Source organism: Diaphorobacter sp. HDW4A (assembly GCF_011305995.1).
GTDB lineage: Bacteria > Pseudomonadota > Gammaproteobacteria > Burkholderiales > Burkholderiaceae_C > Diaphorobacter_A.
Genome location: NZ_CP049910.1, coordinates 4,952,524 through 4,975,924 on the forward strand (window position 1 = coordinate 4,952,524; position 23,401 = coordinate 4,975,924).

Below are 23,401 nucleotides of genomic sequence, written 5' to 3' on the forward strand. Positions count from 1 at the left end.
TTTGCGGACGGGTCATTCCGCCTTGATGCCGTTGTCTTTGATCACCTGCCGCCAAGTAGCCAGCTCCTGAGCAACGAACTTGTCCAGAGCCTGCGGATCCAAATACGTCGCAAATGCACCTTGGTCTTCGAGCTTCTTCCGGTAGATGTCGCTGTCGACGATCTTTTTTACTGCGACGGTCAATTTCTGAATGATTTCCGGCGGCGTTCCGGCAGGAGCGAACAGCGCAAACCAGGACTCCACTTGGTAGCTAGGCATGCCGGCCTCGGCGGAGGTCGGCACCTCCGGCAGAGATGAATGTCGCTTGGGACCGGTGAATGCCAGAGCTTTCAGATTGCCCGCGCGGACCTGGCCAATGACCGACGGCGGCGTCGTCACGAAGAGGTCTACCTGTCCACTGATCAGATCGGCGATCACCGGACCCGCGCCTTTGTAAGGGACGTGCGTCATTGGCACATCCGCCTGTTTGCCTAGCAGTGCCCCGGCGATATGCTGGATGGAGCCATTGCCGGAGGACGCGTAAAACAAGCCGCGACCATCCTTCCTGCCATAGGCGACAAGCTCGCTCAGGCTCCGGACTGGCACCTTTCCGGACACGGCCACGATGTGGGGCGCACGCATGACTAGGGCCACGGAACTGAAGTCCAACGGCTTCCAGCGAACCTGCGAGAACAGCGCCGGATTGCCGACGTGGTAGCCTGAGTATTGAAGCAGCAGGGTATAGCCATCGGCCTTGGCGCGAGCTACGGCCTCGGTGCCGATGTTGCCGCTAGCGCCGGGCTTGTTGTCCACGACCACCGGTTGACCAAGATCCTTGGCGAGTTGCTCGCCAATCAGCCGCGCCACGATGTCCGTCGACCCGGCGGCGGCGCTAGGAACGACGATCGTGATCGGACGACTGGGATAGACATCTGCCGCCCCTGCTAGAGATGCGGCGGCCGAGATGCAGAAAGCTGCCAGGGCAGCCATACCGTTTCGTTTCATGCTTGTCTCCTCTTTATTGAAGGCGCGGCGGACTTTCGCCGCTCTATTGGGTTGCAGGAAAACTCGTAATGGAGGGTGCGAGCTTCAGGCTGCCGAGTTAGCGAACAGCGTCTCCATCTCTTGGCGTAGCTTGAATGCCGAGAGATCGCGGTCGATCTCGACGTCGTCCCAGGTAAGGGACTGATCCTTAGCGACAGACCGGCGCAGCTTGAGGTTGTGTGCCAACCCCAGTGGCAGGCACCCAAGACGAAGGGACTCGCGCGCCGATTTGATCTTGCCGAAGACGGTGTAGCCGCCCTCTCCATCGAGCAGTTCGCCCGGCTTGAGATCACGCTTGGCCGTGGCCACCACGTCGGCGTTGAAGTGCCGCGCTACGCCAGTGGGCTCACCGCGTAGCCCCACACTTGCCACGGAAATGCCTAGTTCCAGCCCGATCAGGTGCCACTTCTTGTACTGCACCATGCACTGGCCATTCGGGTCAGTGAATACTTGGTATTCCTTGAAGCAGCGGCGGATGTATTCGTTGGGAGCTTCCACGCACACCCATACACCCTTGCGAATGTCGTAGCCCACAGAACTACCGTCAGTATTGAGTGAGGACACGACATCAACCACGCCCTTTTTGGACAGCACACCACCGTCTTCGCGCAAGCGCATCACGGTAGGGATCTGCTCCACCGATGCGGGTGCAAAGCTCAGCCCCTCATCGGGTGCCAGCAGTCCAGTGGCATTGGCAATAGCAGTGCTTTCGATGGCAGGCTTGGAGCCGTCCAGGAAAGCATTGAACATCTTTGGGTTCATGCCACCGAGGCGTGCCTGCTCAGCCGTCACACCCCAGTGGTCCCAGACCGTATCCGGCGTAGATTCGCGGAACTTTGGCAGCCACTTGTGACCGCGCCCAGCAGCCACGATAGGAAAGCCGCAGGTCCGAGCCCAATCCACCAGTTCGCAGGCCAAGCCCGGCTGGTCGCCATAGGCCAGCGAGTACACAACACCGGCCTGCCGTGCGCGGTGTGCCAGCAGCGGCCCACAAAAGGCATCGGCCTCCACGGTCACGTTGATCACATGCTTGCCGTGCTTGAACGCTTCCAAACAGTGATCCACCGCTGCGATCGGATTGCCCGTGCATTCAATCACGATGTCGATACTGGGATGCGCCACAAGCGCCTGCCAGTCGTCCCCCACGTGGGTAGTGCCGCTACGCACTGCATCATCGATCGAGGCAGCCTGGGCGCGCTCAGGCTCCCAGTGCACGCGTGCCAGGTTGGCGTGGGCACTCGCTGGCGACAGATCGGCAATGCCCACCAGATGCACGCCAGGCGTTCGTGGCACCTGAGCCAAGTACATGGAGCCGAATTTTCCGGCGCCAATCAGGCCTACGCGCAGCGGTTTGCCTTGTTCTGCACGAGCGAGAAGCTGAAGATGAAAGTTCATGGTGTTGTTTGCTTGAGGAAAGAGGGCATCGGCGCGCTTCAGGTGCGCTCCTGGGCCAGAAAATCGAGATCACAGCCGTCGGGTGCCTGCGTAACGGTGCGCTGGTACAACCCCCGGTAGCCGCCCTGCTTGGGCTGCAGAGGCTTCACTGCAGCAAGTCGGCGCGCGACCTCCTCTGGCTCGACCAGCAGGTCGATGGTCTTGTTAGCCACCGATAGGCGGATACGGTCGCCGTTCTGCACCGCCGCCAGCGGTCCGCCCGCAGCCGCCTCGGGCGCGACGTGCAGCACGATGGTTCCGTAGGCCGTACCGCTCATGCGCGCATCGGAGATGCGCACCATGTCCTTGACACCTGCGCGTGCCAGCTTGGAGGGAATGGGCAAGTAGCCCGCCTCCGGCATGCCTGCAGCGAGCGGACCAGCGTTCTTGAGCACCAGGACGTCATCGGCGTTCACGTCCAGGTCAGGGCTGTCGATGCGCGCTGCTAGGTCCTCAAGGCTCTCGAAAACCACAGCGCGACCTTCGGTTTCGAACAACGCAGGCGTGGCGGCAGCGCGCTTGAAGATGGCGCCTTCTGGCGCAAGACTTCCTTGCAGTGCGATCAGCCCGCCCACCGGGGAAACAGGAGCATCGAAGCTCCGGATCACCTTACGATCCACCCAGCCCTGCGGTTCGTCCAAACGCTCGCGCAGCGTGCGGCCGTCGATCGTCAGGCAGTCCAGGTGCAGCAGTGGACGCAGCTCGCGCAGCACCGCACCCATGCCGCCGGCAGCGTGGAAGTCCTCCATGTATCCCTCACCCACGGGCTTGAGGTCCACCAGCACTGGCGTTTCATCGGAGATCTGGTTCAGCCGCTCGGCCGGGATGCGAATACCCAGACGCCCTGCGACGGCTGTCAGATGGATGATGGCGTTGGTCGATCCCCCCAGAGCCATTAGGACACGGAAGGCGTTCTCCACCGACTGCTCGGTGATGATCTGCGAGGGCAGGATCGGCTGATGGGCGAGGCGCACCGCAGCCTTGCCCGTCTCCTCAGCAGCCACCAGCCGCTGCGAGTCCACAGCCGGAATAGCTGCTGTGCCAGGTAAAGCGATGCCCAGAGCCTCCGTCAGGCAGGCCATGGTGCTGGCCGTGCCCATGACGGCGCAGGTGCCGGCGGTGGTCGCAAGGCGAGTCTCGACAATCTGGATCTCACTCTGATCGATCTCACCCGCACGGAACTTGCCCCAGAAGCGTCGGCAGTCGGTGCAGGCACCCAGACGTTCTCCTTTGTGGCGCCCTGTGGACATCGGGCCGGTCACCAGTTGAATCGCAGGGCGCCCGGCCGAAGCCGCGCCCATCAGCTGCGCAGGGACAGTCTTATCGCAACCGCCGATCAGCACCACAGCATCCATCGGCTGAGCGCGAACCATCTCCTCGACGTCCATGGACATGAGGTTCCGATAGACCATACTGGTCGGGTTCAGGAACACTTCACCCAACGAAACAGTCGGGAAGGCTCGGGGCAGCCCGCCCGCGGCCAGAACGCCGCGCGAGACCGCTTCCACCAATTGCGGCATGTAGCGGTGACAGTTGTTGAAATCGCTGGGCGAAGCAGCGATTCCGATCACAGGACGCGACAGTAACTCGCCCGAGATGCCCATGGAATGAGCCATGGAGCGGCGCAGGTAACGTGCGAAGTCACGATCACCGTAGTTTGTCAGGCCATTGTCCAGGCCCAGAGGTTCAGACATGGTTTGCTCCTTTGTGCGCCGGGTCGGCCTGGAAACTCACATCGAGAAGGTCTTCATAGAAGGCGACCATCGCGCCCTTGTCTTTGGCGCCGTGTCCTGCCAGCAGGCTCATCTGGTAAGTGGCCGTGGCGGCTGCCAGCACCGGCATGGGCACACAGTGGCGGGCCCCCAGCTCGGCCGCGCTCACCAAATCCTTGTAGGCCGCCTGTAACGGGTAACCGTCACCAAAGTTGCGCTCGAGAATGCGCGGCAAGAAAAACTCCGAGGCATAGCTTCGGCCCGTTCCGCTGTTGATGATCGAAGTCACCTTGGCCGGGTCCAAGCCCATATGGCGCGACATCGGCAGGATTTCGGCCAGGGCAGCGCAATGAATGTCGAAGAGCAACTGGTTGACCAGCTTCGCCAGCTGGCCGCTGCCGGCTGGCCCCATGAACAGAATGTTGTTGCCCATGCGCGCCAGCCAGGGGTACACCGCGTCGAAGACACGCTGTTCACCGCCACACATGATGGTCAGCGTCCCTGCTTCGGCCCGGGACTGCATGCCGGAAACGGGTGCGTCCAGAAAATCGACGCCGAGCTTCGCCAGGCGCTCGTGAAACTCCAGCGTCGCGCCATGTTCGACGGTGCTGGTATCCACCACGATGGTGCCTGGGCGCAGTAACTGTGCCAGCCCTTCGGGGCCAAACAGCACGTCACGGATAGCGTTCACTCCAGGCAGGCTCAAAAAGATGATCTGGGCGTTGGCCAGCTGGCCAGTGGACTCCACAGGTGTAGCCCCTTGAGCCTGCAATTGAGGATAGGCATCCTGAATTTTGGAAGTCACTCGCAAATCGGTGTCTTCGTGAATCAGGCGGAGCGCCATCGGCTTACCCATCTGACCCAACCCGATAAAACCGACCGTAGTACGAATGGTCTGCTCGGTCATACCTCTGCCCTCTCAGAGATTTCGATGAGGTTGAGATCTGGGTCGCGCAGATAGATGGAGCGCAACGGGTAGTTGGCCCCCGTGCGCCGCACCGGGCCCTCAACGATCTGAACGCCTTGCTCTTGGATGCGAGCGATAACCTCATCGAGCGGCAATGCCGCGATGAAGCACAAGTCCAGTGCGCCTGGCACGGGCAGGTGAGCCTTGGGCTCAAACTCGTTGCCCTTGACGTGGAGATTGATCTTCTGCTCGCCGAACTTGAACGCTTTGCGTCCCTGGCCGAAGGTTTCCAACGTCATTCCCAGCAACCCGACATAGAAGTCGATGCAAGCCTGCTCGTTGGTTGTGGTCAGCACTAAATGGTCTAAATGATGAATCATGGGTTGAAGCCTTTGATTGCCGTTTTGCGAATGGCTTGTATAGTGGCTTCGAATTTCCAAGGAAGGAATTCCTTGTTTTGCATCACCCATTCGCAAATTGCGAACCCCTACCCCATGTACACACAGTAAGCACCAGATGGTCAACAAACTGATCAATCCCGCCAGGGTCGATTTCGTGACGCTTCGTCTCTTCTGTGCCGTGGCGCAGACGGGCAGCATTACCAAGGGTGCGGAGCGCTGTCATCTCGCTCTTTCAGCGGCTAGCCGGCGAATGTCGGAATTCGAGGCGGCATCTAAGGCGGTCCTGATGGAGCGCACTGCACAAGGCGTGCGCCTCACGCCAGCCGGACACGTGGCGCTTCAGCACGCCATGCGGTTGTTTCAGGGATTCGAGCTGTTTAGCAACGAACTGAGCGAATACTCAAGCGGCTCTCGCGGACATGTCCGGCTATGGGCCAACATGTCCGCGCTGGTCGAGTTCCTACCAGCCGCACTAGCGAGTTTTCTGGAGCTCTATCCGGACACGCGGGTGGAGGTCGAGGAGCAGCTGACAGGCGACATCGTGCGCGCAGTGGTTGAAGGCGTGGCAGATGTGGGCATCTTCGTCGCCGGAGGCCCTACCCACGGTTTGAACGCTCTTCCCTATCAGGCCGATCAGTTGGTAGTGCTATGTTCACAAGCACACCCATTGGCCGCTCACGATGAGGTTGACTTCAAGAGCTGCCTTACCCATGACTTCGTAGGTTTGAACCGCGGCAGTTCTCTTCTGAACACGATCGTTACCGCCGCACAGGATGCAGGCTTTCCTTTGCGGCTTCGCGTGCAGGTGCGAAGCTTCGACGCGATGTGCGAGATGATTGCCGCAAACCTTGGTATCGGTGTTCTGCCACTTGGCACCTGCGCACGCAAGCTTGGCCCTTGGGGACTCAAGGCGGTGTTCCTTAAGGATGCCTGGGCCCAGAGACAACTTTTGATCGCCACAAGCAGTAGCAGGACGCTTTCCGGGTCAGCAACACTCTTAGTCGAGCATTTAAGACGGTGAACATGGCAGTTGGTTGAGCTGAATCGCCCCGGCGGCACTGGACGCCCTTCACTCAGCACACCAGAATGGCCCGGAAGCCATTCACGTTCGTGTGCGTGGGTCCCGATGTCACCAAGTCATTCAAGGCCTTGAAAAAGTGGTATCAAACGCACCTGCACCTATTCCACAAGCGGCCATATGATCGTCCGGGATGCGACACCCAGCCGGCGATTAGCACAATAATGCCGCGCAGCGCTTAACGGGCATAAGTCGCAGTAAAACTCGCCGTTCCGAGGACTTGATTACTCAGTCCCTTGTTAAGCAAGAAACCATAGAGAGCTGCGGTACCTGTCTTAGGTACACCACCTGCCGTCGCGACGTCTTCCACTGCAAGAGCGTAAATCGTAAATATATAGCGGTGTGAAGAATCGCCAGCAGGAGGGCAAGGGCCGCCATAATTCCCATTGACACCATTCACACCAGTGTCTTGAAAATCATTGCTTCCGCCAAAAGCCGGTATTGGCAGCTTTGCCGAGGCGTTGCCAGCACCTTGCACCAAACCCGATACATTTCCAGGGATATTGTAGACAGCCCAATGCCAGAAACCGCTACCAGTAGGAGCATCCGGATCGTACATCGTGAGGGCAAATGATCGGGTTCCTGCTGGTGCGTTGCGCCACTCTAGCGCTGGCGAAACGTTGCCACCTGTACATCCAAATCCGTTTGCAATGAATTGATTAGTAAATGAGCCCGATGCTAGGTCTGGACTAATGAGTGTGAAACTTGGCGTTTGAGCCGCGGCTTCACTGCCTCCACAAGCACTGAGCTGAGCAAGGGCTGCTACTGTTGCCAACGTCGTCAACGAGGACTTGAGATGCATGAATACTCCTTCATAGTAATTTGATCGAATTGCATTGCTGCAGATTATTTTTGTTACCGAATCGACAAAATTTTTCTTGAAATCGGCGCGATTTTCACGGCGACAGCTGACACCTGGGGAGTATCAAGCTCAGTAACGCAGCGCTAGCGATCGTGCTCGATGTGCATCTACTTCACCAGCGAGAAAATCCAAAGTGAGTCTTTGTTCGCTACAAAGGCTGCACTCAAGGCATCACCATGATGTTCTGCGTCGCCGATCCGAACATGCATGACTCGGTGGATTAGAGTAGTAAGTCGATGCCCTGCCGACGGTAGGTGGCCAGCGGGGCCGGCCAAGCTGGCGGCCCGGAAAATTGCATGCTGACAAGGGCTACGGACCGTGTTCACCTCATATGCAGAGGAATCAATGATCGCGTCGCGCGCAAGGGATCGAGCGAAATGACCGCCTCGGGCGCCATCGATGGGTGGTTGAGCGCACCCATGCCTGGCTGGCCGCCTTAGGCGAGCTGTGCACTCGCTTTGAGCGAAGCATTGATATTCATGTCGCTTGGCACTCCTTGGCCTGCTGTGTCATTTGCTTGCGCTCATTGGCAGCGTTTTGTTAGCTACTCTTAGAGGTTGACATAGGTGGCCCTCCATCAAACGAAGGGGCCGCGTTGCCGACCAATCTCCCAGGACACTACGCCGCCGCGCATCTTTGCAGCTATCTGCTGTCCCAGCCGCTGCTCGATCACCGGCTTCCACGGCACTAGGCTGAATCCCATTGTGTCCTCGAGCATGGCATAGCGCCCGCTGGCGAGCATGACGGAGCGCCTGTAAATGCCCGCCACGCGCAGCCCGTCAGCCAAGGGCCGATGCTCCAGACCCGCCTCGGCGGCAATGTCCTTCGCGGCTTGCGCCAGTTCCTGGTTGCGCAGCGTACCCAGCAGGTTGCGCGCCAGGATCACGCGCTGCCCGCGCCGCTCGGCCAGTCCCTGTTCGGTCAGGAAGTCGACGCGCTGCTGCATGGCCTGCTTGGCATCGCTGCCAAAGCCCAGATCGCCCAGCCCTTTGCCGCCGCCGATCAGTTGCTGATCGAGCCAGGTGGTTCCGATCACGCGGGCCTGCCGCTCGACGGGCAGATGCGATTTCAGCTCCACAGCCACACCGCCCCGGCGCTGTGCGTCGTACTGGCACCCACGCTCCGGCAAGTCGTCTGGCACCTTCCATAGACCTTCGGCCACACGTTCCACAATGCCTGCGCGGCGCAAGGCTTCCAGCCGGCGGACGTGGGTTGCCACCACCTCTTGCGGATCACGGCCGGGCCCGGCCTGGCCTTGGGCGATGGCAAGGTGATGGTCGGTGCGATACAGGCCACTGCTCGCCAGCGCGGCGATATTCCTGTCGGCAGCGCGCACGTCGGCCGATCCCTTCACCTCCACAACGGCGCCGGCCGGGTAGTTTGCCAGCTCGTCACGGGCATTCAGCACGACGTAGTGGGCCTTGCCGTCCACGCCGTCGATGACCAAGTAGCCCCGGTCGTGCAATTCGTCGGCCAGCCCTTTCGCGGCGACACGCCCGACGATCGAGCGGCCATCATCCCCTGGCTCGAACACCGCCAGTTCGCGCGATTCGCCGCTCATGGCCCGCTGCATGGTACGGATGATGTCCCCACGCTCACCCAGGGCTCGCAAGGTCTTCTCGGCATCGGCATGGATGGCCCAGGTGCCGAGCTGCACTTCATCGGCCAGGCCCAGCCGCTGCAAGCGCTGCAGGCGGCCGATCAACAGCAGGCGCTGGCGTTGCAATCTCGGCTCGTTGAGCCGTTCGACATGCACTAGGCCATCGTCACCCAGCTCGCGCTTGAGCGTGCGATCCAGGCTTGTCCATCGCTCTTGCTCTACCTCGTGCCGCAAGGTCTGCTGGATCTCCAGCTCGGTGCGCGGCCCCAGCCATTCGGTCGCCAGCTCGGCTGCGCGATGGCGGAACCCATCGGTGATGTAGTCGCCCGCGATGATGAGGTCTTTGCCCGTGTCGTCGCGCCCGCGCACGATCAGGTGGGTGTGCGGGTTGTCGGTGTTCCAGTGATCGACCGCCACCCATTCCAACCGCGTGCCCAGGTCGGCTTCCATGCGGCCCATCGAGTGCCGCGTGTAGGTGTGGAGGTCTTCCAGCTCGGCGCCGTCCTCGGGCGAGACGATGAAGCGGAAGTGATGCCGATCATCGGCGCAGCGTTCCTTGAAGGCGTCGAGGTCGGCGGCATCGGTCTGCGGCCCATAGGCCCGGCCCGGTTCACCATCACGGCCTACGCCGTCGCGCTCGACGTAGCGCAGATGCTTGGCGAGCGACTGCGGGCTGGCCCGCTGCTGGTTCACCAGCAAAGTCTTGATGGTCACGCGCCGCGACATGGGCGTGAGCTTCGCGCCCGCGAAGCGCGCCGCCGTGTGGCCGCGCCCCAGGCGCGATCCGGGCCGCTGGCCGGTGATCTTGCCGCCGCCAGCCGATGCCGGACGACGCACCGAGGACTTGCCGCTGCTGGCCTTGCCGGTCTGCTGGAGCACCTTGGCGATGAAGCCCTGACCCCGGCTCTTCGGGGCAGTGGGACGGATGCGGAAATCGTCATCGCGGCGCTTGGTCATGGCTGCATCCCTTGAAAGCTATGGCGTAGGCCGTCGTGCGAAGCACGCGGACATGCCCGCATTGGTGCGAGCCTCGCGCGCCCAGCGGCACGGCGGCGAAGCCGCTGCGTGCCACACCACCCCCACGTGCAGACTGGCTTTGCGGGCCGACAGGTGCCGCTCCCTTTTGTCTTGCCTTCCGCCTTTGCCTCCCGCTCGCGCTCCCGGCAGCGGCGGCCCGGTGGCGCTGCGCTGCAGGCAGCCAGCGCCCCGGCGAACGCGTCCAGGGCCACCGGCCCGGCGCGTTCGAGGCAAGACGCCTGCACGTGAGAGAGCAGCGTGAAGTGCAGCGCCCAAGCCGCAGGATGGGCGCTTGCACTGCACGCGCGACGACAGGTTGAATGCCACCGGATCGACACGTCCGATGGCACGACAAGATGCACGGTGACGTGCAGCGAGTCGGCGGTCATCATGGGCGTTTCTCCAGCCAGACCGGGTGCGCCACGCCGATCACGGCGGATGCGCTGACCGGCCCGAAGTACCGGCTGTCGAACGACGCCGGATTAGTGACGCTGAGCAGGAACAGCTCGCCCGGCTGAAGCTGCCTGCACTGCGGCCAGGACGGCAGCAGACGGCCCAGCCGATCGGCAGGCAGCACGGCGGCCGAAGGCACGCCGTCGACGCGGACGCTGCCGCCCGCGACGCAAACCTCCTGCGGTGCAATGGCGCCCACGCGCTTGAGCAGCGGCACACGTGTCGGCAAGTAGCCACGCTGCGCAGCCAGCGCGGCGGCGTCTGCCGGCAAGCGGGTCAGGACGATGCTGCCGACGTGCACTGACGGCGGTAGTGGACGGAGTAGCGAGCCCGCCCCCGGAGCGGGCGGATCGAGCGGATCGATGCGATACCAACCGACCGCCACGCTGTCGGACGGGTTGTAGGTCAGGCGCGGCAGCGGATGCACGAAGGACGCCCAGGCCAGCGCAGCGAGGCCGCAGGCGGCGAGGCCTGCGAGCACGATGCGAGCGCGCTGACGTGAGCGAGTGTGCGAGCGAGGACGCGGCACGGTGCCAGTGGTGGAAACGGCTGTCATGGCAGCGCCCTCCCGGTCAGCCATGCGGCGTGCCGCTCGGCGGTGTATTCGGGCAGCGGCAGGCGCGCGGCGAGCCGGTTGGCGAGCGTGCGCCAGTACGCGGGCGAGACGGCAACGGGTGCGATGCCCAGCGCCTCGATGGCGTCGATGCGCTCCAGCACGGCGCGCACTTGCCCCTCGCCCTCGGCATGCAGCAGGAGGCGCGCGCCCGGCTGCACGCCGGGGATGCGCTGCGCGCCATCCAGCGGCGTGCATGCCTGCATCACCATGAGCTGCCAGCGCACGGTGCCGTAGTCGTTGGCTTGCCAGCGGATGCGGCAGAACAGCGCGCCCGGCAGGAACACCGCGCTGCGCCGCCAGCGGTCGAGCTGGTGCGTGCGCGCGGGTTCGCCGAAGCGCAGGTAGAGCTTGAAACGGGCCTCGATGTAGGCCAGCGCCACGCGCGTCAGCGGCGCGCTGGTCGGCTGGCCGCAAGGCGCGATGAATGATGGCTGCGGCGCAGCCGTGGCCGCGTCAGCGGCAGGCTCGCAGGCCGGCGAAGTGGATGCGGTCATGGTGTGTTCTCCCTGCGTTGCTCAGGAAACTCCCGTTCCAGCAGGCCGCGCAGCAGGTCGGCCACCGTCACGCCCTGCGTGAAGGCCGAGACCTTGATGCGCGAGCGCATGGCAGGCGTGATGTCGAGGGTCAGGCGTGCCGTATAGACATCGCCTTTCTGGAGGTCGTCGGCGCTACCCTCGCGAATCCACGCCTCGGCGTGAGGATTCGCGGGCGGTCGGGCGCCGATGCCGACGCGCTTGCTGCTGGACGTGTTGCCGTTGCTCATGTCGGCCACCGCAGCAGTTCGTCCACCAGCGCGGTGACTTCGCGGGCGGCGGCGCTGTCCGGCGCCGTCTCGCGTGCAAGCCGGCCAGCGGCCACGCTGTCGGCGAACACGATGCGTTGATGCACTTCCGCGCGCAGCGCCGGAAGCGGCTGGTCGGCGAGCGCCTGACGCGCTTCGCGCCCGATCACCGTGGTGCTGACGCGCCGGTTGATGACGAAGGCTGCGCGGAGCTGCGGCCGGAAGACTTGCGCCTCGCGGATCAGCGCCACCATCTCGGCGCTGGCCCACAGGTCGTAGGGACTGGGCTGTACCGGGATCAGCACCCGCTCGGCCGCCAGGAGCGCAGAGCGCGCCAGCGCTGCGATCCTGGGCGGCCCATCGATGACGACGTGATCGGCCCGTCTGGCGAGTTCTGGTGCTTCCTGGTGCAGGGTTTCGCGAGCGAGGCCCACGGCGCTGAACAGCCGTGGCAAGCCTTGCTGGCTTCTGCGCTGCGTCCAGTCCAGCGATGAACCTTGCGGATCGGCATCCAGCAGCACGACGTGCTGGCCGCGCATCGCCAACTCGCCGGCGATGTGGGTGGCGAGCGTGGTCTTGCCCACGCCGCCTTTCTGGTTGAGCAGCGCGACGATCATGGCCTGGCCCTCCGCGTTGGAAAGCCCGGCCGTTGCTGCTGCGTTTCTGCCTGCGCGGCGGTTGTCCACCGAGGCGCGGCGCTTCTACTAAAAGTTAGAGCATTTAAGTTAGGGAAGTTAAGACAGGCCGAAACCCGCGCCAGCATTGGCTTGGCGGGCGATGGACACGCCTGATAGCACGATAGTCCCACGCCTGATAGCACGAGACCTGGCACGCCTGATAGCACGAGCCCGTCCACAGGCTTCGCACCGTTTATCCCCGTGCCAGTTACGGCACGGGACGTACCGTGCGGAACGTCAGCAATTCGGCCCCGCCCATCCGCTCGATGCCCAGGACGTAGCCGGGCAGCGACTGCCGCCCCACCAGCGCGCGCAGGTCGCAGGCGAAGTCGTAGGGCTTGGCCGTGCTGCCCGACTTGCGGTGCAGATGCCGGAAGTCGAACTGCCAGCCGCCTGGCTGGTGACCGCCGTGCTTGCGCACCAGGCGGTACAGCCAGCGCTCGATGCCGCCCGTCAGCCGGAAATACCCCGCATCGATGGTCAGCACCAGTGCCGCATCCAGCACGCCGCCATAGAACCAGTCCGGCAGAATCAGCTCGATGCCCAGCGGCGTGCCGCGGGCGTCGGCCAGCTCCTTCCACTCGTTGATCCACGAGAAGCGGTGCAGGCGCCTTCCTGTGGTCCCGCGGATCGACGTGGCCACCGTGGTGGACTGCAGGCGATCCAAGGCCGCCTTGAGGCGCTGGTAGTCGCGCAGCGACGTACCGCGCCCGATGAAGCGCAGGATCTCGTAGGGCGTGGCCTGCATCAGCCGCGACGGGCGCAGGCCCGCGTCGCGCGCTTCCACAATCTGGCTGGCGGCCCAGATCAGCACGTCCGCATCCCAGATCGTGGCGATGCCGTGCTCCTGCGTGCCTTCCACCCGAATCGTCACGCCGCTGGTCTGAAAGTCGATCGGCGCCGTGCGCCGCGACTTGGCCAGCGAGAAGAACGGAAAGGCCATCAGGTCCTGGCTGTCGCGCGGCGCCATGTCGCCCGGCAAGGCGCGGAACAGGTCGAGCTGTTCGCGTTCTTGCCTGTGTTCCTGCAATAGCCGCTGCCGGGACGGCAGCGCAGGGCTGGACATGGCGAAGGCCACCCGCGCGCCAGCGATCAGCGCGCACGGCTGTCCGCCGAATGCTGCTCGGCGTATTCAGGATCGGACGTGCTCTCGAAGCTGCGTTCAGCGGCCCAGGCATCGAGGTCGGCCACGGCGTACATGACGCGGCGGCCGAACTTGCGGAACTTGGGGCAGCCACCGAGCACGCGCTGCTTCTCCAGCGTGCGCGGCGAAAGCCGCAGGTAGTCGGCGGCTTCGTCATTGGTGAGATAGCGCTGCGGCTGCGCGGCAGCGGTCGAAGCAGTTGCGGGGGCGGCGGCAGGCCGCAAGGGAGCAGGACGCATGAGGTGTTCCTCCATAGCTTTCAAAGCTCCGGCCACACAGCGCAACCGGATGGAGGCAGTCTCAGAAAACGAAGCTCCGCTGCTCAGGGACGTTTTGCGCCCCCATCAAAACGTCCCTTCTCAAGCGGAGGAAGCTGTGCTAGGCGGCGATAGCCGCCGCGCATCAGCGCATTGCCCCGGCGCGCCAAGCGGCGCACGCGGGCGCGCAGGTCGCCATCGGCGTGCCAGTCGGCCGCCACGGCGTCGGCGCCGAACAGCCCTTCGGCCACGTCGCGCAAGGACGCGCCCGCCAGGGTCGCGTCGAGCGCTTGCAAGGTGTGCAGCTCCAGCAGCGCCGCAGGCGGTGGCCGGGGCCGGGCCATCGGGGCCGGCGTATCAGGCACATGCGGAGCGCCACGGCCACGGTGGGCATAGGCGACCGCCATACCGTCCTCCAGTCCAGGCGCCAGCGCGAAGCGCGCGCAATGGCCAGGGCCGCGCGCGATCAGCGCTAGCCCTTTGCCGTCATGCAGCAGTTGCTTGTGGCCTGGAATGCTCCAGAACTCGAAGGCCGCCGCCTCGGGCGGCGGATCGGCATCGGGATGGAGCTGCACCATGGCGTTGTGGCCAGGCAGCCAGGCCGGATGCGCGTCGCGCGCATCCAGGGCCGGGTCTTCCAGCAAGCGCATGCCCCAGCGGTGGGCCGCTTGCTGGCCATCCTGATGGGTTGGTCGCCGGCGATGGTGGCGCAGCCAGTCGAGCCGGTAGTCGGGATGGCGGCGCAGGTACTCCCAGGCTAGGGCGAGGGTGTCCAGGCACAGGACGTAGAGATAGGCGGCGGTTGGATACCAGTGCGCAAGGTGGTGCGGCTCGGCCATGACACAAGCTCCCCTGAAATCGCAGGAAAGCCGTCACAGGTTTCGCACGCCAACGTCACCGCATCAAACTAGCATCCAATCGTGAATAATCTGGTCGATTAGTAACTTGCGTGTCAAGACGAAAAGCAATACCGTCTGTTGTGCGGATCGTCTTAATGCGACGGTGGCGCGCGAGGAAATGCCGCCTCCTGCGCCATCCACCGTGCCCCATGACGTGCGCTGCGTCATGGCCGGTTTCGCCAGAGTGGCACCGGTTTGGTGCAACAGTGCCGACTAAGACCTGACAGGTCTGGAACAAGACCGATATAGCCTCAATGCGCCCGACTTGGCCTAGGCGCGAACCGCTCAATCGAGGATGGAACCGTTCTCCTGGGCCAGCAGGGTGTACTCCGACAGCGTGCGGGCCGCCCGGAAATACCGATCCCGCATCACGGGCTGCCGGCGCGGCCCGACGATGGACGCGAGGTCGGACAGCTTGATCTCGCCCAGCTCGGGCATGCCGATCCCCAGGTCGATCAGGCCATAGGCCGTGTCGCCATCGGCTGGATTGAGCGAAGCCAGCAGCCAGGTGGCGTGCGCGTTCGGTGTGAAGAGCCGCACGACGGGCTGCGGGTCGATGGCCTGGCCAGCAGCACGGGCCTCGCCGTGCTCCAGCAGTTGCCTGCGCTCGTCCTCGGTGATGAGTCGGTCTACGTGTTGCCCCTTCATTCGCACGAATCCGCCAAAGCGTGAAAGCACAGAGCCGCATCGGCGGGTTTGGTCAGAAGCACGCAAGCGGCTTTGCGCTTCTGTGCGAAGCCGCAGATACGGATTTCCGTAAAAGCACGAAAGCGGCAGACCGGCATAAGTGAACACTATAGATTGTAGCCCTATAGGGCACAATCGACTGTCATCTTGGATTTTGGGGAGATCCAGGGTTGGCAGCTAAACATACATTGTCGGAGGCACTAAAGACCATCAGGAAAGCGCGTGGATTGAGCCAGGAGGCGTTCTCCGACGTCTCCAGCCGCACCTACATGAGCACGCTGGAGCGCGACCTGAAAAGCCCGACGCTGAACAAGCTCGCCGAGCTGTGCGAGGTCATGGAGGTCCATCCGCTCACGCTGCTGACGCTGGCCTATGCTGGTGATGACCTGCGGCAGGCCGACCAACTGCTGGCGCAGGTGCGGCAGGAGCTGGAGACTGTGGCGAAGAAAAGTGACACGCCATAGCCCATAGCGTTCGCCTAGCATGGCCGATCCGGCTCAGCCGGTTCGGCGGTGTTCCAGGGGCGCCAAGCCTGCGCGGCGGGGATAGCCCGCAGGGCTTTCCCCAGGAGGCAAGCGAAGCGCGCAGCCCCGCAGACCAAGAATGGAGCACAAGCGATCTATCAGCTGCTCGGGCGGACTGTGCGTTCATGATCACCCCCCAAAGTATCATCATGTAAACGAACAACGAAGAGGAGCCAGGGATGCCATACCCCATCGCGCAGTGGACGCAGGTTGCACCCAATTACCAACAAGGAACGATTCTTCTGGGCAACGGGGCGAGCATGGCTGTCTCGCCCAGCTTCGGCTACGGCTCACTGCTGGAGCATGCCCAGCGAACGGGATTACTCGCCGATGATGTAAATCGCCTCTTTCGCTTTTTCGGAACATCCGACTTCGAATTGATCCTCCGACTGGTATGGCAGGCGTCCAACGTCAACAAGTCACTGGAGATACCAGACCATCGCACGCACCAGGCCTACCTGAATGTTAGAGAGTGTTTGATTCAAGCCGTTCGCAACGTGCATCCTGAATACGATCTGGTGAATGGTCGATTGCCCAGCATGTACCAGTTTCTGAAGGGGTTCGACACAGTCATTTCTCTAAACTACGACTTGTTGGTCTACTGGACGATGACCTATGGGCTCAATGTCCAAGACGGCCATCTGTTCAAGGATTGCTTCCTTGGAAACGGCGCACACGGCGCCTTCAATGATGCGTGGCAGAGATTCCGTGAGCCCTATCGGGAGCGAACCAACACATTGGTGTTCTATCCCCATGGAAACTTGGCGCTATGCCGCAATGTTGTGGAACAGGAACTCAAGATCCATAGTGCTGGAGCGGGCCTGCTGGAGGCGATTCTGCAGGCGTGGCGCAGCGAGCAAGTCGTGCCGCTGTTTGTCAGCGAGGGAACGATGCAGCAGAAGGTGTCCTCGATCCAGAATAGCTACTATTTGGCTACAGTGTACCGGGAGGTGCTCACGTCGCAGCGATTCGCGTTGACACTGTTCGGTTGGGGAATCGGGGAGCACGACCGGCATCTGCTGAAACGGATGCGTGGGACCGGAGTTCAGCGGGTGGCGGTCTCTGTTTTTCGTGGTGATCAGGTCTACTGCAATTACGCGTATCAAGTCATTCAAGATGATCTTGGACCTGTTCACGTAGATTTTTTCGATAGCGAAAGTCCCGGTTGCTGGATTCAAGCAGTGCCTCCTCCTCCAGGACTTGGTCAATTCGGGTACTAGAGCGGTCCTGAATAGCCAGTGTCGAGAGGCAGCCAAGCTGCGCGCCGCGGGGATGGGCCTTGCGCCAACCCCCTGGAGGCAAGCGAAGCGCGCAGCGCCGCAGGCGCGAAGGCGTGAGGGATTGGAGCCGAATGGCCGTGACGGCATAGACGGCACGGGGCGCAGCCCGCAAAGCCCGGCGGCGCATCGCGCCGACACGCCATGCTCTGACAGCAGCCAAAGACACAGCTCTCAGGCAGGGACGCAGCACGCTACAGGGCACTGCCTGCCACTGCCGCGTTCGGGACGAACTGACAGCGCAGCACCCCGCCGTGTGGTGGGACACTGCAGGCGGCGGTCACGCCGCCTGGGGCTTGCTGCGCGACCAGATCAGGTCGTGCGTGCCGTCCTCGCCTTCGATCAGGCGGGCGTAGACTGTGGCCGGGAACGAAGGATCGTCGAGGGTCACGGAGATGTACTCCCGCCCGGCCTCGCTGGTCTTCTTCCACGCCGCGCCGATGTCGTGGCTGGCCGCCTGCAGGCGGAAGTCGGGGGCCTTCTCGTTGTCACCCTTGTCGTTGGGCACCAGCTTGACCTTGACGTTGAGCGTCAGGGTGCGAAGCGTGCCGGTGAAGCCGTCTTTGTCTGCGGTGAAGGTGCCGATGTTGGCCATGATGAAACTCCTTTTCAGTGGAACAAGGTTCGCGCCCATCGCGTCCTTGTTGTGATCCGACCGGCGGGGGACGGGCGGGCTGCACCGCATGCGGTCGCAACGCAGTGGAGAGCCGGGAGACGAAAAGAATTTGTCCCGCGAGGAAGCCGTGCAGCGGCGGGGAAATTGTTTTCGCCGGACGGTTGCAGCCATGAAGCCCGAGGCGCAGCCGTGCCATCGCCAGGATTCACAACGAGACAAGGACGCCTTGGGCCGAACCGCTCCGAAAGGAGATGGGGCCGACTCGGCATCCCCGCATGAAGGCTGCTCCGGCTCGCCCGCTGACGTGGGCCAGGTCAATCACCCAACGACGGACAAGGATCCCCCCCCCACCTTGCGGCGCTGGTCTTGAGGCGTGGCGTGGAAGCTCCATGGCGATGCCGAGCGGGGGGGCGTGAACTGGCGTGAACCGTCCTTCGTGACGTGATGGGCAGGAGCTGCCAGCGTCGAGGACGGCACGCATTTGCACAACCTGCCGCAGCAAGCCCTGGCGTGTTCGCCAGCGCCCCGCTCATCGCAGCAGGGCGCTGGCCGAGCCGATCCGGTGCAGCTGGTTCGGCGGTATTGCGGGGCGCCAAGCTGTGCGCGGCGGGGATAGCCTGTAAGGCTGCCCCCTGGAGGCAGGCGCAGCGCGCAGCGTCGCAGGCGCGAAGGCGTGACGGCATGGACGGAGAGCCCGGCGGTGCATGCACCGACACGCACTACTTATGCATCTCGTTGTAGAGCTTCAGCGGCCGTTAATTGGGCCTTCAAACCGTCAGAGGCATCATTTACTTGAATATGACAAAAGACGCATCTTGAAACTTTGCCAATCCTCCCCAAGTATCCTGCTGGGGACGCCTTGCCTTGGGCTATTAGTCGGCCAGACTCGATCAAATCAGGGTGCGGCATCGGGGCGCGCGGTTGCGTGCTGTTTTAGAACGAAAGCATTGAGTGCAACCCCTTTCTGCACTCGGCGGGAGGAGAAGAACTTGCCACTGAACAACACGGAAATCCGCTACTACGACAGCACTGTGCTGCGCCTTCCTGAAGATAAGCGCAAGGAATACCACGCGCAGGTTGATCGTTTGATTAGTGCACTGACCAAGCGTGTGCATGAGCAGAGCGAGATCAAGATTACCAAGGTGGTGAAGGCAGGGTCGTTCGCCAAATACACGATCCTGCGCAAGACGTCCGAGGATCCCGTTGACGTTGACGTGGTCTTCTACATCTCCGGTCGCAGCGTCGATAAGGAAAGCTTGGCCAGCCTGACCGAGCTTATCTACGATGCGATGATCAAGTTGTACCCCAATAAGTCGGTCGAGAATTTCGAGATCCAACGAAAGGCCGCGACCGTGACCTTCATCGGCTCGGGTCTCAGCGTGGACATCGTGCCCGTCATTGAAGATCCCGCACGCGCTGGATACGGTTGGCAGTTCGACATCCATGACGGCACGAAAGTGCAGACTTGCGCGCCGTGCCAGATCAAGTTCGTGCGTGACCGCAAAGACATCGACCCCGACTTTCGTACCCTCGTGCGCTTGGCCAAGAAATGGCGCAATCGGGTCGAACTGAAGCCGCTCAAGTCGTTCACGATTGAGCTGATCATGGCCCACGTACTTGCAAAGAACGGCAAGGACGGGTCCATCGAGAAGCGTTTCCGGGACTTCCTGCTCTACATCGCGCAATCCGGCCTGAAAGAGGTCATCACCTTCCCCGAAAACGGGCTGGTGTTCCCGAGCTTCACCGATCCGGTTGTGATCCTCGACCCGGTATGCAATACCAACAATGTAGCCAGCCGCATTTCCGAGGACGAACGCAAGGAGATCGTCGCGGCCGCCTTGGAGGCCTGGGAGACGGCGAACTTCGCGTCCATGGAAGACGACATTGAAATCTGGAAAGAGCTGTTCGGCCCGCGCTTCAAGGTCGAGGAGGAAGAATGAGTTACACGTATGCCGCAACGGAGACCTACTCGGTCGCCGACATCGAAGTTGTCATGCGCCGGGTAACGGCCGACCTCGTCATGATCGCCTCTAGCACGGGAGCGATCACCGAAGAAAAAGCCCGGAGTTGGGGGCACGATATTGAGGTCTTGGCAAAAAACGGCTTCTTGAAGAAGGTTGATCTGACTCTGCTGAGCTTTGGTCTGGAGCAGAAAGCGACTTGCTTCGAGGTAAACGTGGCCTCGGGTGAGCTGACAACGAGCCGCCCCGGCGGGGTGATGTGGCCGCAGGTTCCCAGTCCCGAGTTGCGCATCGTCTTGTCGTATACCAGCGACTACGACAATGCGGCCAAAGAAAAGATGGCGCCGAAGCTCAAGATCAACTGGGTGCCGTCCACGGTTGACCTAAGTCACTCGACCCTCACTTCTAACGCCAACCGTGACTATGTCAGCAACGGCTACGGCATGCAGCGCAAGGACTTCAGCCTGTGACCCAACCCAGCATTTTTGACGGCAAGTTGCCTCTCCCCGATTCCTCGCTGGCCGCACGTGAAAAGACGCTGCTCGGCTTCGATGGACGGTACCGAAAGATCCACGACCAGTTGCGGCTCTTACTCAATCTCGGCGAGTTGGGGGCTTGGAGTCAGACCAAGCACAAAAAAAAGCTGCTCCTGTGTGACCTGGTCGCTGAGCAGTACCCGCTTGTGATCTTCCACGGCGACGTGGGAACTGGCAAGACTGCTACCGCTGAGTGCATTGCAAACCGACTGGCTAAGGAGTCGCGCACTGAGGATGCACTGCTTTTCAAGCTGAGCAACCGGGTCCGAGGTAGCGGCAAGGTGGGCGAGATGGGGACCCTCCTGACCCAAGCCTTCCACGAAGTCGTTCAAGCGGCAGGCAAGGCGCGGCGCGCCTTCCTGATCATTGATGAGGGCGACTCGTTGGCTGCCTCACGCAACCAGGAGCACAGCCACCATGAGGATAAGGTAGCTGTGAACACGCTGATTCAAGGTGTCGACGATCTGCGCCGGTTCGGTGGCCGCATTGTGGTGTTCCTGTGTACCAATCGCCTGTCTGTGCTCGATCCCGCGCTCCAGCGCCGCGCAGCCATTGTCGAGGAATTCACTCGCCCCGACGACAGTGAGCGCCAAGCCCTGCTGACCATGGACTTGGAAGGTGTCGGCCTCACTGAGCGGGAGATCAAGGAACTGGTCGCAGCCACCGGCGCGCGAAACAAACAGCCGGGTTGGACCTTCTCCGACATCCGCACCCGTCTGTATCCGGCTGCGCTGGCCCAGGCCTTCCCAGATCGCGCATTGACCCACAAGGATTTGATCGATGTCGCAAACGCACTGCGGCCATCGCCCGTCATGGAGGACAAATAATGCCGCGCTCTGCGTTGTTTGGTCGCCGGATTCACATCACCGGCAGCATCGTCGAGGATGCCAACATTGCAACGGCGGCCGAGGTGACTCGAGCTCGCGAGTTCGTGAAGGCCTTGGTGCTGGATCTGCTTGGCAAGGGTGCCACCTTTGTCATCCCTGTCGACGCGGAGAAGAATCGCGCTGACGGCCAACCCATCTGTTTCGACTGGCTGGTGTGGGAAGCCATTCACAGCAATTTGGTGCGCCGGCCAGCTGACGCACCAGGACCGCTGGTCATCGCGGTCAAGCACCACAAGAACGAAGCCCAGATACCGGCTGAGCACCGTTCAGTGTGGGATGCCATGCGGGTATCGCCGTTGGTGCAGATCGAGAGTGCGGCGCACTGGAACATGGCCAGTAAACGCATGGAAGTCCAGGCACAGCATGGCGACATCCTGATTGCCGTTGGCGGCGGAGAAGGTGTCTTGTTCCTCGCGAACTTGTATCACGATGCGGGTAAGCCAGTAATTCCATTGAATTTCGGCCTCGGACCGGCAACTACCGGAGCATCCCGTCTCTTCGAGTTCGGAATGTCCGGCAGCAATGCGCAGCGCCTGTTCCAAACCGAAGGCACGGCTACTCCGCAGAGCTGGCTCAACCGCATTGAGATGTACGCAGGTAAGACGGTGAGCGATGGCGTGCGTGACGTGCTCGGCCTCTTGGAGGATTTGGTACCTCCCAAGGCTTTTGTGGTCCGGCTGCTGAATCCCTCACACCCGGACTACAACGACGTTCAGGGCTTCTTCGATGTTGTGGTTCAGCCTGTCATCGAAGGGGAATTGGGATACAAGCTCACTGTGATCGATGGAAATCAGCCCTACGACCATGCTCGCATCGATGAAGAGATCTTCAAGAAGCTACATCGCAGCAGCGTGGTCCTCGCCGACATTACGGGCGTGCGACCAAACTGCTTCATCGAACTAGGCTATGCCCTGGGCCGGGGCTTGCAGACCATGCTGTTGTCTAAAGATGGGACCGAGTCTCCGTTTGACATCTACTCGCTGTCAGGTCATCGGTGGAAGACGATAGGCACCGCAGAAGAGCGTCGGCAAGAGTTTCGCCGACATTGGAACGCTATCAAGAACCGTCCTCCTCTCGTCTCCCCAGATCCGCTAATCCCATGAGCCAAAAGCACGAAATCTTTCTGTCAGTGGACGTCGAAACGTCGGGGCCAATCCCCGGTGAGTACAGCATGCTCACGATCGGCGCGTGCAACGTTGACAACCCCGAGCAGGTGTTTTCGTGCGCGCTAAAGCCCATCTCGCTCAACGCCGATCCGAAGGCCATGGAGGTGACCGGACTCTCCCTGGAGAAACTTGCTAACGAGGGGCTACGCCCAGAGGTCGCAATGCAGCAGTTTCGGGACTGGGTGGCCGATGTCGCCGGCAACGATGGAACGCCAGTGTTCGTTGGGTTGAATGCGCCGTTCGACTGGTCATTCGTTAACTACTATTTCCACCGTTACCTTCAATCAAACCCATTTGGCTTTGCAGCCTTGGACATCAAAGCACTCTATATGGGCGCGACGGGCTCAAGTTGGGCAGACACGCGCTCAAGTCAGATGGCAGCTCGACTACATCCCAAGTCCAGGGGCGACCATCAGGCATTGCATGACGCGCAGTACCAAGCTGAGCTGTTCCGTTTGGTCCGAAGCATCTCGCAACCGTCGCGCGGCTGATTTGCTTCGCCGCTTCCGTGGGGTGGATGCCTTCAACGCCACCGCCTGAGCCACCGCGAAGGCAGCGGCATTTTTGGTGCGGCTGTTGGCCTTGAACACCGGGCGCGGCCACTGCCGCGCCCGGATTTTTGAATCCACCCGGCCCAGGTCGAAACGGCTTGGACCGGGTGCTGGCGTCATTCCTTCGTCTCAATAACCCACCACACGGCACGCGGCAAGGCGCGGCCCGTGATGGGATGAACATCCGCGAGGTCGGCGCGGGCCGTCCAGCCCGAGGGCGGACGGTAACCGGGCACGTCGCCTGCGCCGTGCCCGGTGCATAGATCGCCGCCATGCGTGGGCGGCTCATGGAGTCAGTGGTGGGCATGGTCTGGTTCCTGCAAGCCAACGCCCCG

The 23,401-nt window shown here is 62.2% G+C and carries 24 protein-coding genes and 2 pseudogenes; 9 read left to right on the plus strand and 17 right to left on the minus strand.

Annotated features, from left to right (window positions below):
• Positions 1-12: 12 nt before the first annotated feature.
• The 5 genes from G7047_RS22740 to G7047_RS22760 form a co-directional block, all read right to left on the minus strand.
• A complete protein-coding gene (locus G7047_RS22740; RefSeq protein WP_166310250.1) occupies positions 13-984 on the minus strand; it encodes a tripartite tricarboxylate transporter substrate binding protein in 972 nt (323 codons plus the stop codon).
• A gap of 84 nt (positions 985-1,068) precedes the next feature.
• On the minus strand, positions 1,069-2,418 hold the full coding sequence (locus G7047_RS22745) for an NAD(P)H-dependent oxidoreductase (protein WP_166310252.1): 1,350 nt from the start codon (positions 2,416-2,418) through the stop codon (positions 1,069-1,071).
• Between the two features lie 38 nt (positions 2,419-2,456).
• Entirely contained in the window at positions 2,457-4,151 is a 1,695-nt protein-coding gene (locus tag G7047_RS22750; RefSeq protein ID WP_166310254.1) for an IlvD/Edd family dehydratase, read from the minus strand.
• Positions 4,144-5,076 (minus strand): NAD(P)-dependent oxidoreductase, encoded by a 933-nt coding sequence (locus G7047_RS22755; protein WP_166310256.1) that lies wholly within the window; start codon positions 5,074-5,076, stop codon positions 4,144-4,146. The genes G7047_RS22750 and G7047_RS22755 overlap by 8 nt, the downstream gene beginning before the upstream one ends.
• Positions 5,073-5,456: a VOC family protein gene (locus G7047_RS22760; RefSeq protein WP_166312216.1), complete on the minus strand. Its 384-nt coding sequence runs from the start codon at positions 5,454-5,456 to the stop codon at positions 5,073-5,075. The genes G7047_RS22755 and G7047_RS22760 overlap by 4 nt, the downstream gene beginning before the upstream one ends.
• Before the next feature lie 136 nt (positions 5,457-5,592).
• On the opposite strand from G7047_RS22760, the gene G7047_RS22765 reads away from it, so the two are divergent.
• Positions 5,593-6,498, plus strand: coding sequence for a LysR substrate-binding domain-containing protein (locus tag G7047_RS22765; protein WP_166310258.1), 906 nt, complete (start codon positions 5,593-5,595; stop codon positions 6,496-6,498).
• A gap of 235 nt (positions 6,499-6,733) precedes the next feature.
• On the opposite strand, the gene G7047_RS22770 is transcribed toward G7047_RS22765, so the two are convergent.
• Positions 6,734-7,357 (minus strand): YbhB/YbcL family Raf kinase inhibitor-like protein, encoded by a 624-nt coding sequence (locus tag G7047_RS22770; RefSeq protein WP_166310260.1) that lies wholly within the window; start codon positions 7,355-7,357, stop codon positions 6,734-6,736.
• A 292-nt stretch (positions 7,358-7,649) separates the two neighbouring features.
• Between G7047_RS22770 and G7047_RS31555 the strand changes: the two are divergent.
• Positions 7,650-7,961 (plus strand): annotated as a pseudogene (locus tag G7047_RS31555) (transposase); the annotation flags it as partial.
• Between the two features lie 33 nt (positions 7,962-7,994).
• On the opposite strand, the gene G7047_RS22775 reads toward G7047_RS31555, so the two are convergent.
• The 9 genes from G7047_RS22775 to G7047_RS22820 form a co-directional block, all read right to left on the minus strand.
• Positions 7,995-9,974: a relaxase/mobilization nuclease and DUF3363 domain-containing protein gene (locus G7047_RS22775; RefSeq protein WP_166310262.1), complete on the minus strand. Its 1,980-nt coding sequence runs from the start codon at positions 9,972-9,974 to the stop codon at positions 7,995-7,997.
• Between the two features lie 448 nt (positions 9,975-10,422).
• Positions 10,423-11,043, minus strand: a complete 621-nt coding sequence (locus G7047_RS22780) for a S26 family signal peptidase (RefSeq protein WP_166310264.1) — start codon at positions 11,041-11,043, stop codon at positions 10,423-10,425.
• A complete protein-coding gene (locus G7047_RS22785) occupies positions 11,040-11,597 on the minus strand; it encodes a DUF2840 domain-containing protein (protein WP_166310266.1) in 558 nt (185 codons plus the stop codon). Before G7047_RS22785 ends, G7047_RS22780 begins: the two co-directional genes overlap by 4 nt.
• Positions 11,594-11,866 (minus strand): chromosome partitioning protein ParB, encoded by a 273-nt coding sequence (locus G7047_RS22790; protein WP_166310268.1) that lies wholly within the window; start codon positions 11,864-11,866, stop codon positions 11,594-11,596. Before G7047_RS22790 ends, G7047_RS22785 begins: the two co-directional genes overlap by 4 nt.
• On the minus strand, positions 11,863-12,501 hold the full coding sequence (gene parA, locus G7047_RS22795) for a ParA family partition ATPase (RefSeq protein WP_166310270.1): 639 nt from the start codon (positions 12,499-12,501) through the stop codon (positions 11,863-11,865). Before parA ends, G7047_RS22790 begins: the two co-directional genes overlap by 4 nt.
• Before the next feature lie 268 nt (positions 12,502-12,769).
• Complete coding sequence (locus G7047_RS22805; protein ID WP_166310274.1) at positions 12,770-13,627, minus strand: replication initiator protein A; 858 nt, start codon at positions 13,625-13,627, stop codon at positions 12,770-12,772.
• A 26-nt stretch (positions 13,628-13,653) separates the two neighbouring features.
• Positions 13,654-13,944 carry an AlpA family transcriptional regulator gene (locus tag G7047_RS22810; protein WP_166310276.1) on the minus strand — a complete coding sequence of 97 codons (291 nt, stop codon included), beginning with the start codon at positions 13,942-13,944 and terminating at the stop codon, positions 13,654-13,656.
• Between the two features lie 83 nt (positions 13,945-14,027).
• Positions 14,028-14,801: a DNA -binding domain-containing protein gene (locus G7047_RS22815; RefSeq protein WP_166310278.1), complete on the minus strand. Its 774-nt coding sequence runs from the start codon at positions 14,799-14,801 to the stop codon at positions 14,028-14,030.
• A gap of 345 nt (positions 14,802-15,146) precedes the next feature.
• Positions 15,147-15,509 (minus strand): DUF2958 domain-containing protein, encoded by a 363-nt coding sequence (locus tag G7047_RS22820; protein ID WP_166310280.1) that lies wholly within the window; start codon positions 15,507-15,509, stop codon positions 15,147-15,149.
• A gap of 209 nt (positions 15,510-15,718) precedes the next feature.
• On the opposite strand from G7047_RS22820, the gene G7047_RS22825 reads away from it, so the two are divergent.
• Positions 15,719-16,012: a helix-turn-helix domain-containing protein gene (locus G7047_RS22825; RefSeq protein WP_166310282.1), complete on the plus strand. Its 294-nt coding sequence runs from the start codon at positions 15,719-15,721 to the stop codon at positions 16,010-16,012.
• A 239-nt stretch (positions 16,013-16,251) separates the two neighbouring features.
• Entirely contained in the window at positions 16,252-17,292 is a 1,041-nt protein-coding gene (locus tag G7047_RS22830; protein ID WP_166310284.1) for a DUF4917 family protein, read from the plus strand.
• A 337-nt stretch (positions 17,293-17,629) separates the two neighbouring features.
• Here the strand turns inward: G7047_RS22830 and G7047_RS22835 are convergent, their stop codons facing one another.
• Complete coding sequence (locus tag G7047_RS22835; protein WP_019726278.1) at positions 17,630-17,944, minus strand: DUF736 domain-containing protein; 315 nt, start codon at positions 17,942-17,944, stop codon at positions 17,630-17,632.
• Between the two features lie 1,010 nt (positions 17,945-18,954).
• Here G7047_RS22835 and G7047_RS22840 point away from each other — a divergent pair.
• The 5 genes from G7047_RS22840 to G7047_RS22860 are packed head-to-tail and all read left to right on the plus strand — an operon-like array spanning position 18,955 to position 23,006.
• Positions 18,955-19,905 carry a CBASS oligonucleotide cyclase gene (locus tag G7047_RS22840; RefSeq protein WP_166310286.1) on the plus strand — a complete coding sequence of 317 codons (951 nt, stop codon included), beginning with the start codon at positions 18,955-18,957 and terminating at the stop codon, positions 19,903-19,905.
• Positions 19,902-20,396, plus strand: a complete 495-nt coding sequence (locus tag G7047_RS22845) for a hypothetical protein (RefSeq protein WP_059895301.1) — start codon at positions 19,902-19,904, stop codon at positions 20,394-20,396. The genes G7047_RS22840 and G7047_RS22845 overlap by 4 nt, the downstream gene beginning before the upstream one ends.
• The gene (locus tag G7047_RS22850) at positions 20,393-21,289 is read left to right on the plus strand and encodes an ATP-binding protein (protein ID WP_166310288.1); all 897 of its coding nucleotides are present in this window, start codon (positions 20,393-20,395) and stop codon (positions 21,287-21,289) included. The genes G7047_RS22845 and G7047_RS22850 overlap by 4 nt, the downstream gene beginning before the upstream one ends.
• Positions 21,289-22,452 (plus strand): hypothetical protein, encoded by a 1,164-nt coding sequence (locus G7047_RS22855; RefSeq protein WP_166310290.1) that lies wholly within the window; start codon positions 21,289-21,291, stop codon positions 22,450-22,452. Before G7047_RS22850 ends, G7047_RS22855 begins: the two co-directional genes overlap by 1 nt.
• Positions 22,449-23,006, plus strand: a complete 558-nt coding sequence (locus tag G7047_RS22860) for a 3'-5' exonuclease (RefSeq protein ID WP_166310292.1) — start codon at positions 22,449-22,451, stop codon at positions 23,004-23,006. Before G7047_RS22855 ends, G7047_RS22860 begins: the two co-directional genes overlap by 4 nt.
• Positions 23,007-23,182: 176 nt before the next feature.
• Here the strand turns inward: G7047_RS22860 and G7047_RS22865 are convergent.
• Positions 23,183-23,373: pseudogene (locus G7047_RS22865) on the minus strand (hypothetical protein).
• Between the last annotated feature and the right edge of the window lie 28 nt (positions 23,374-23,401).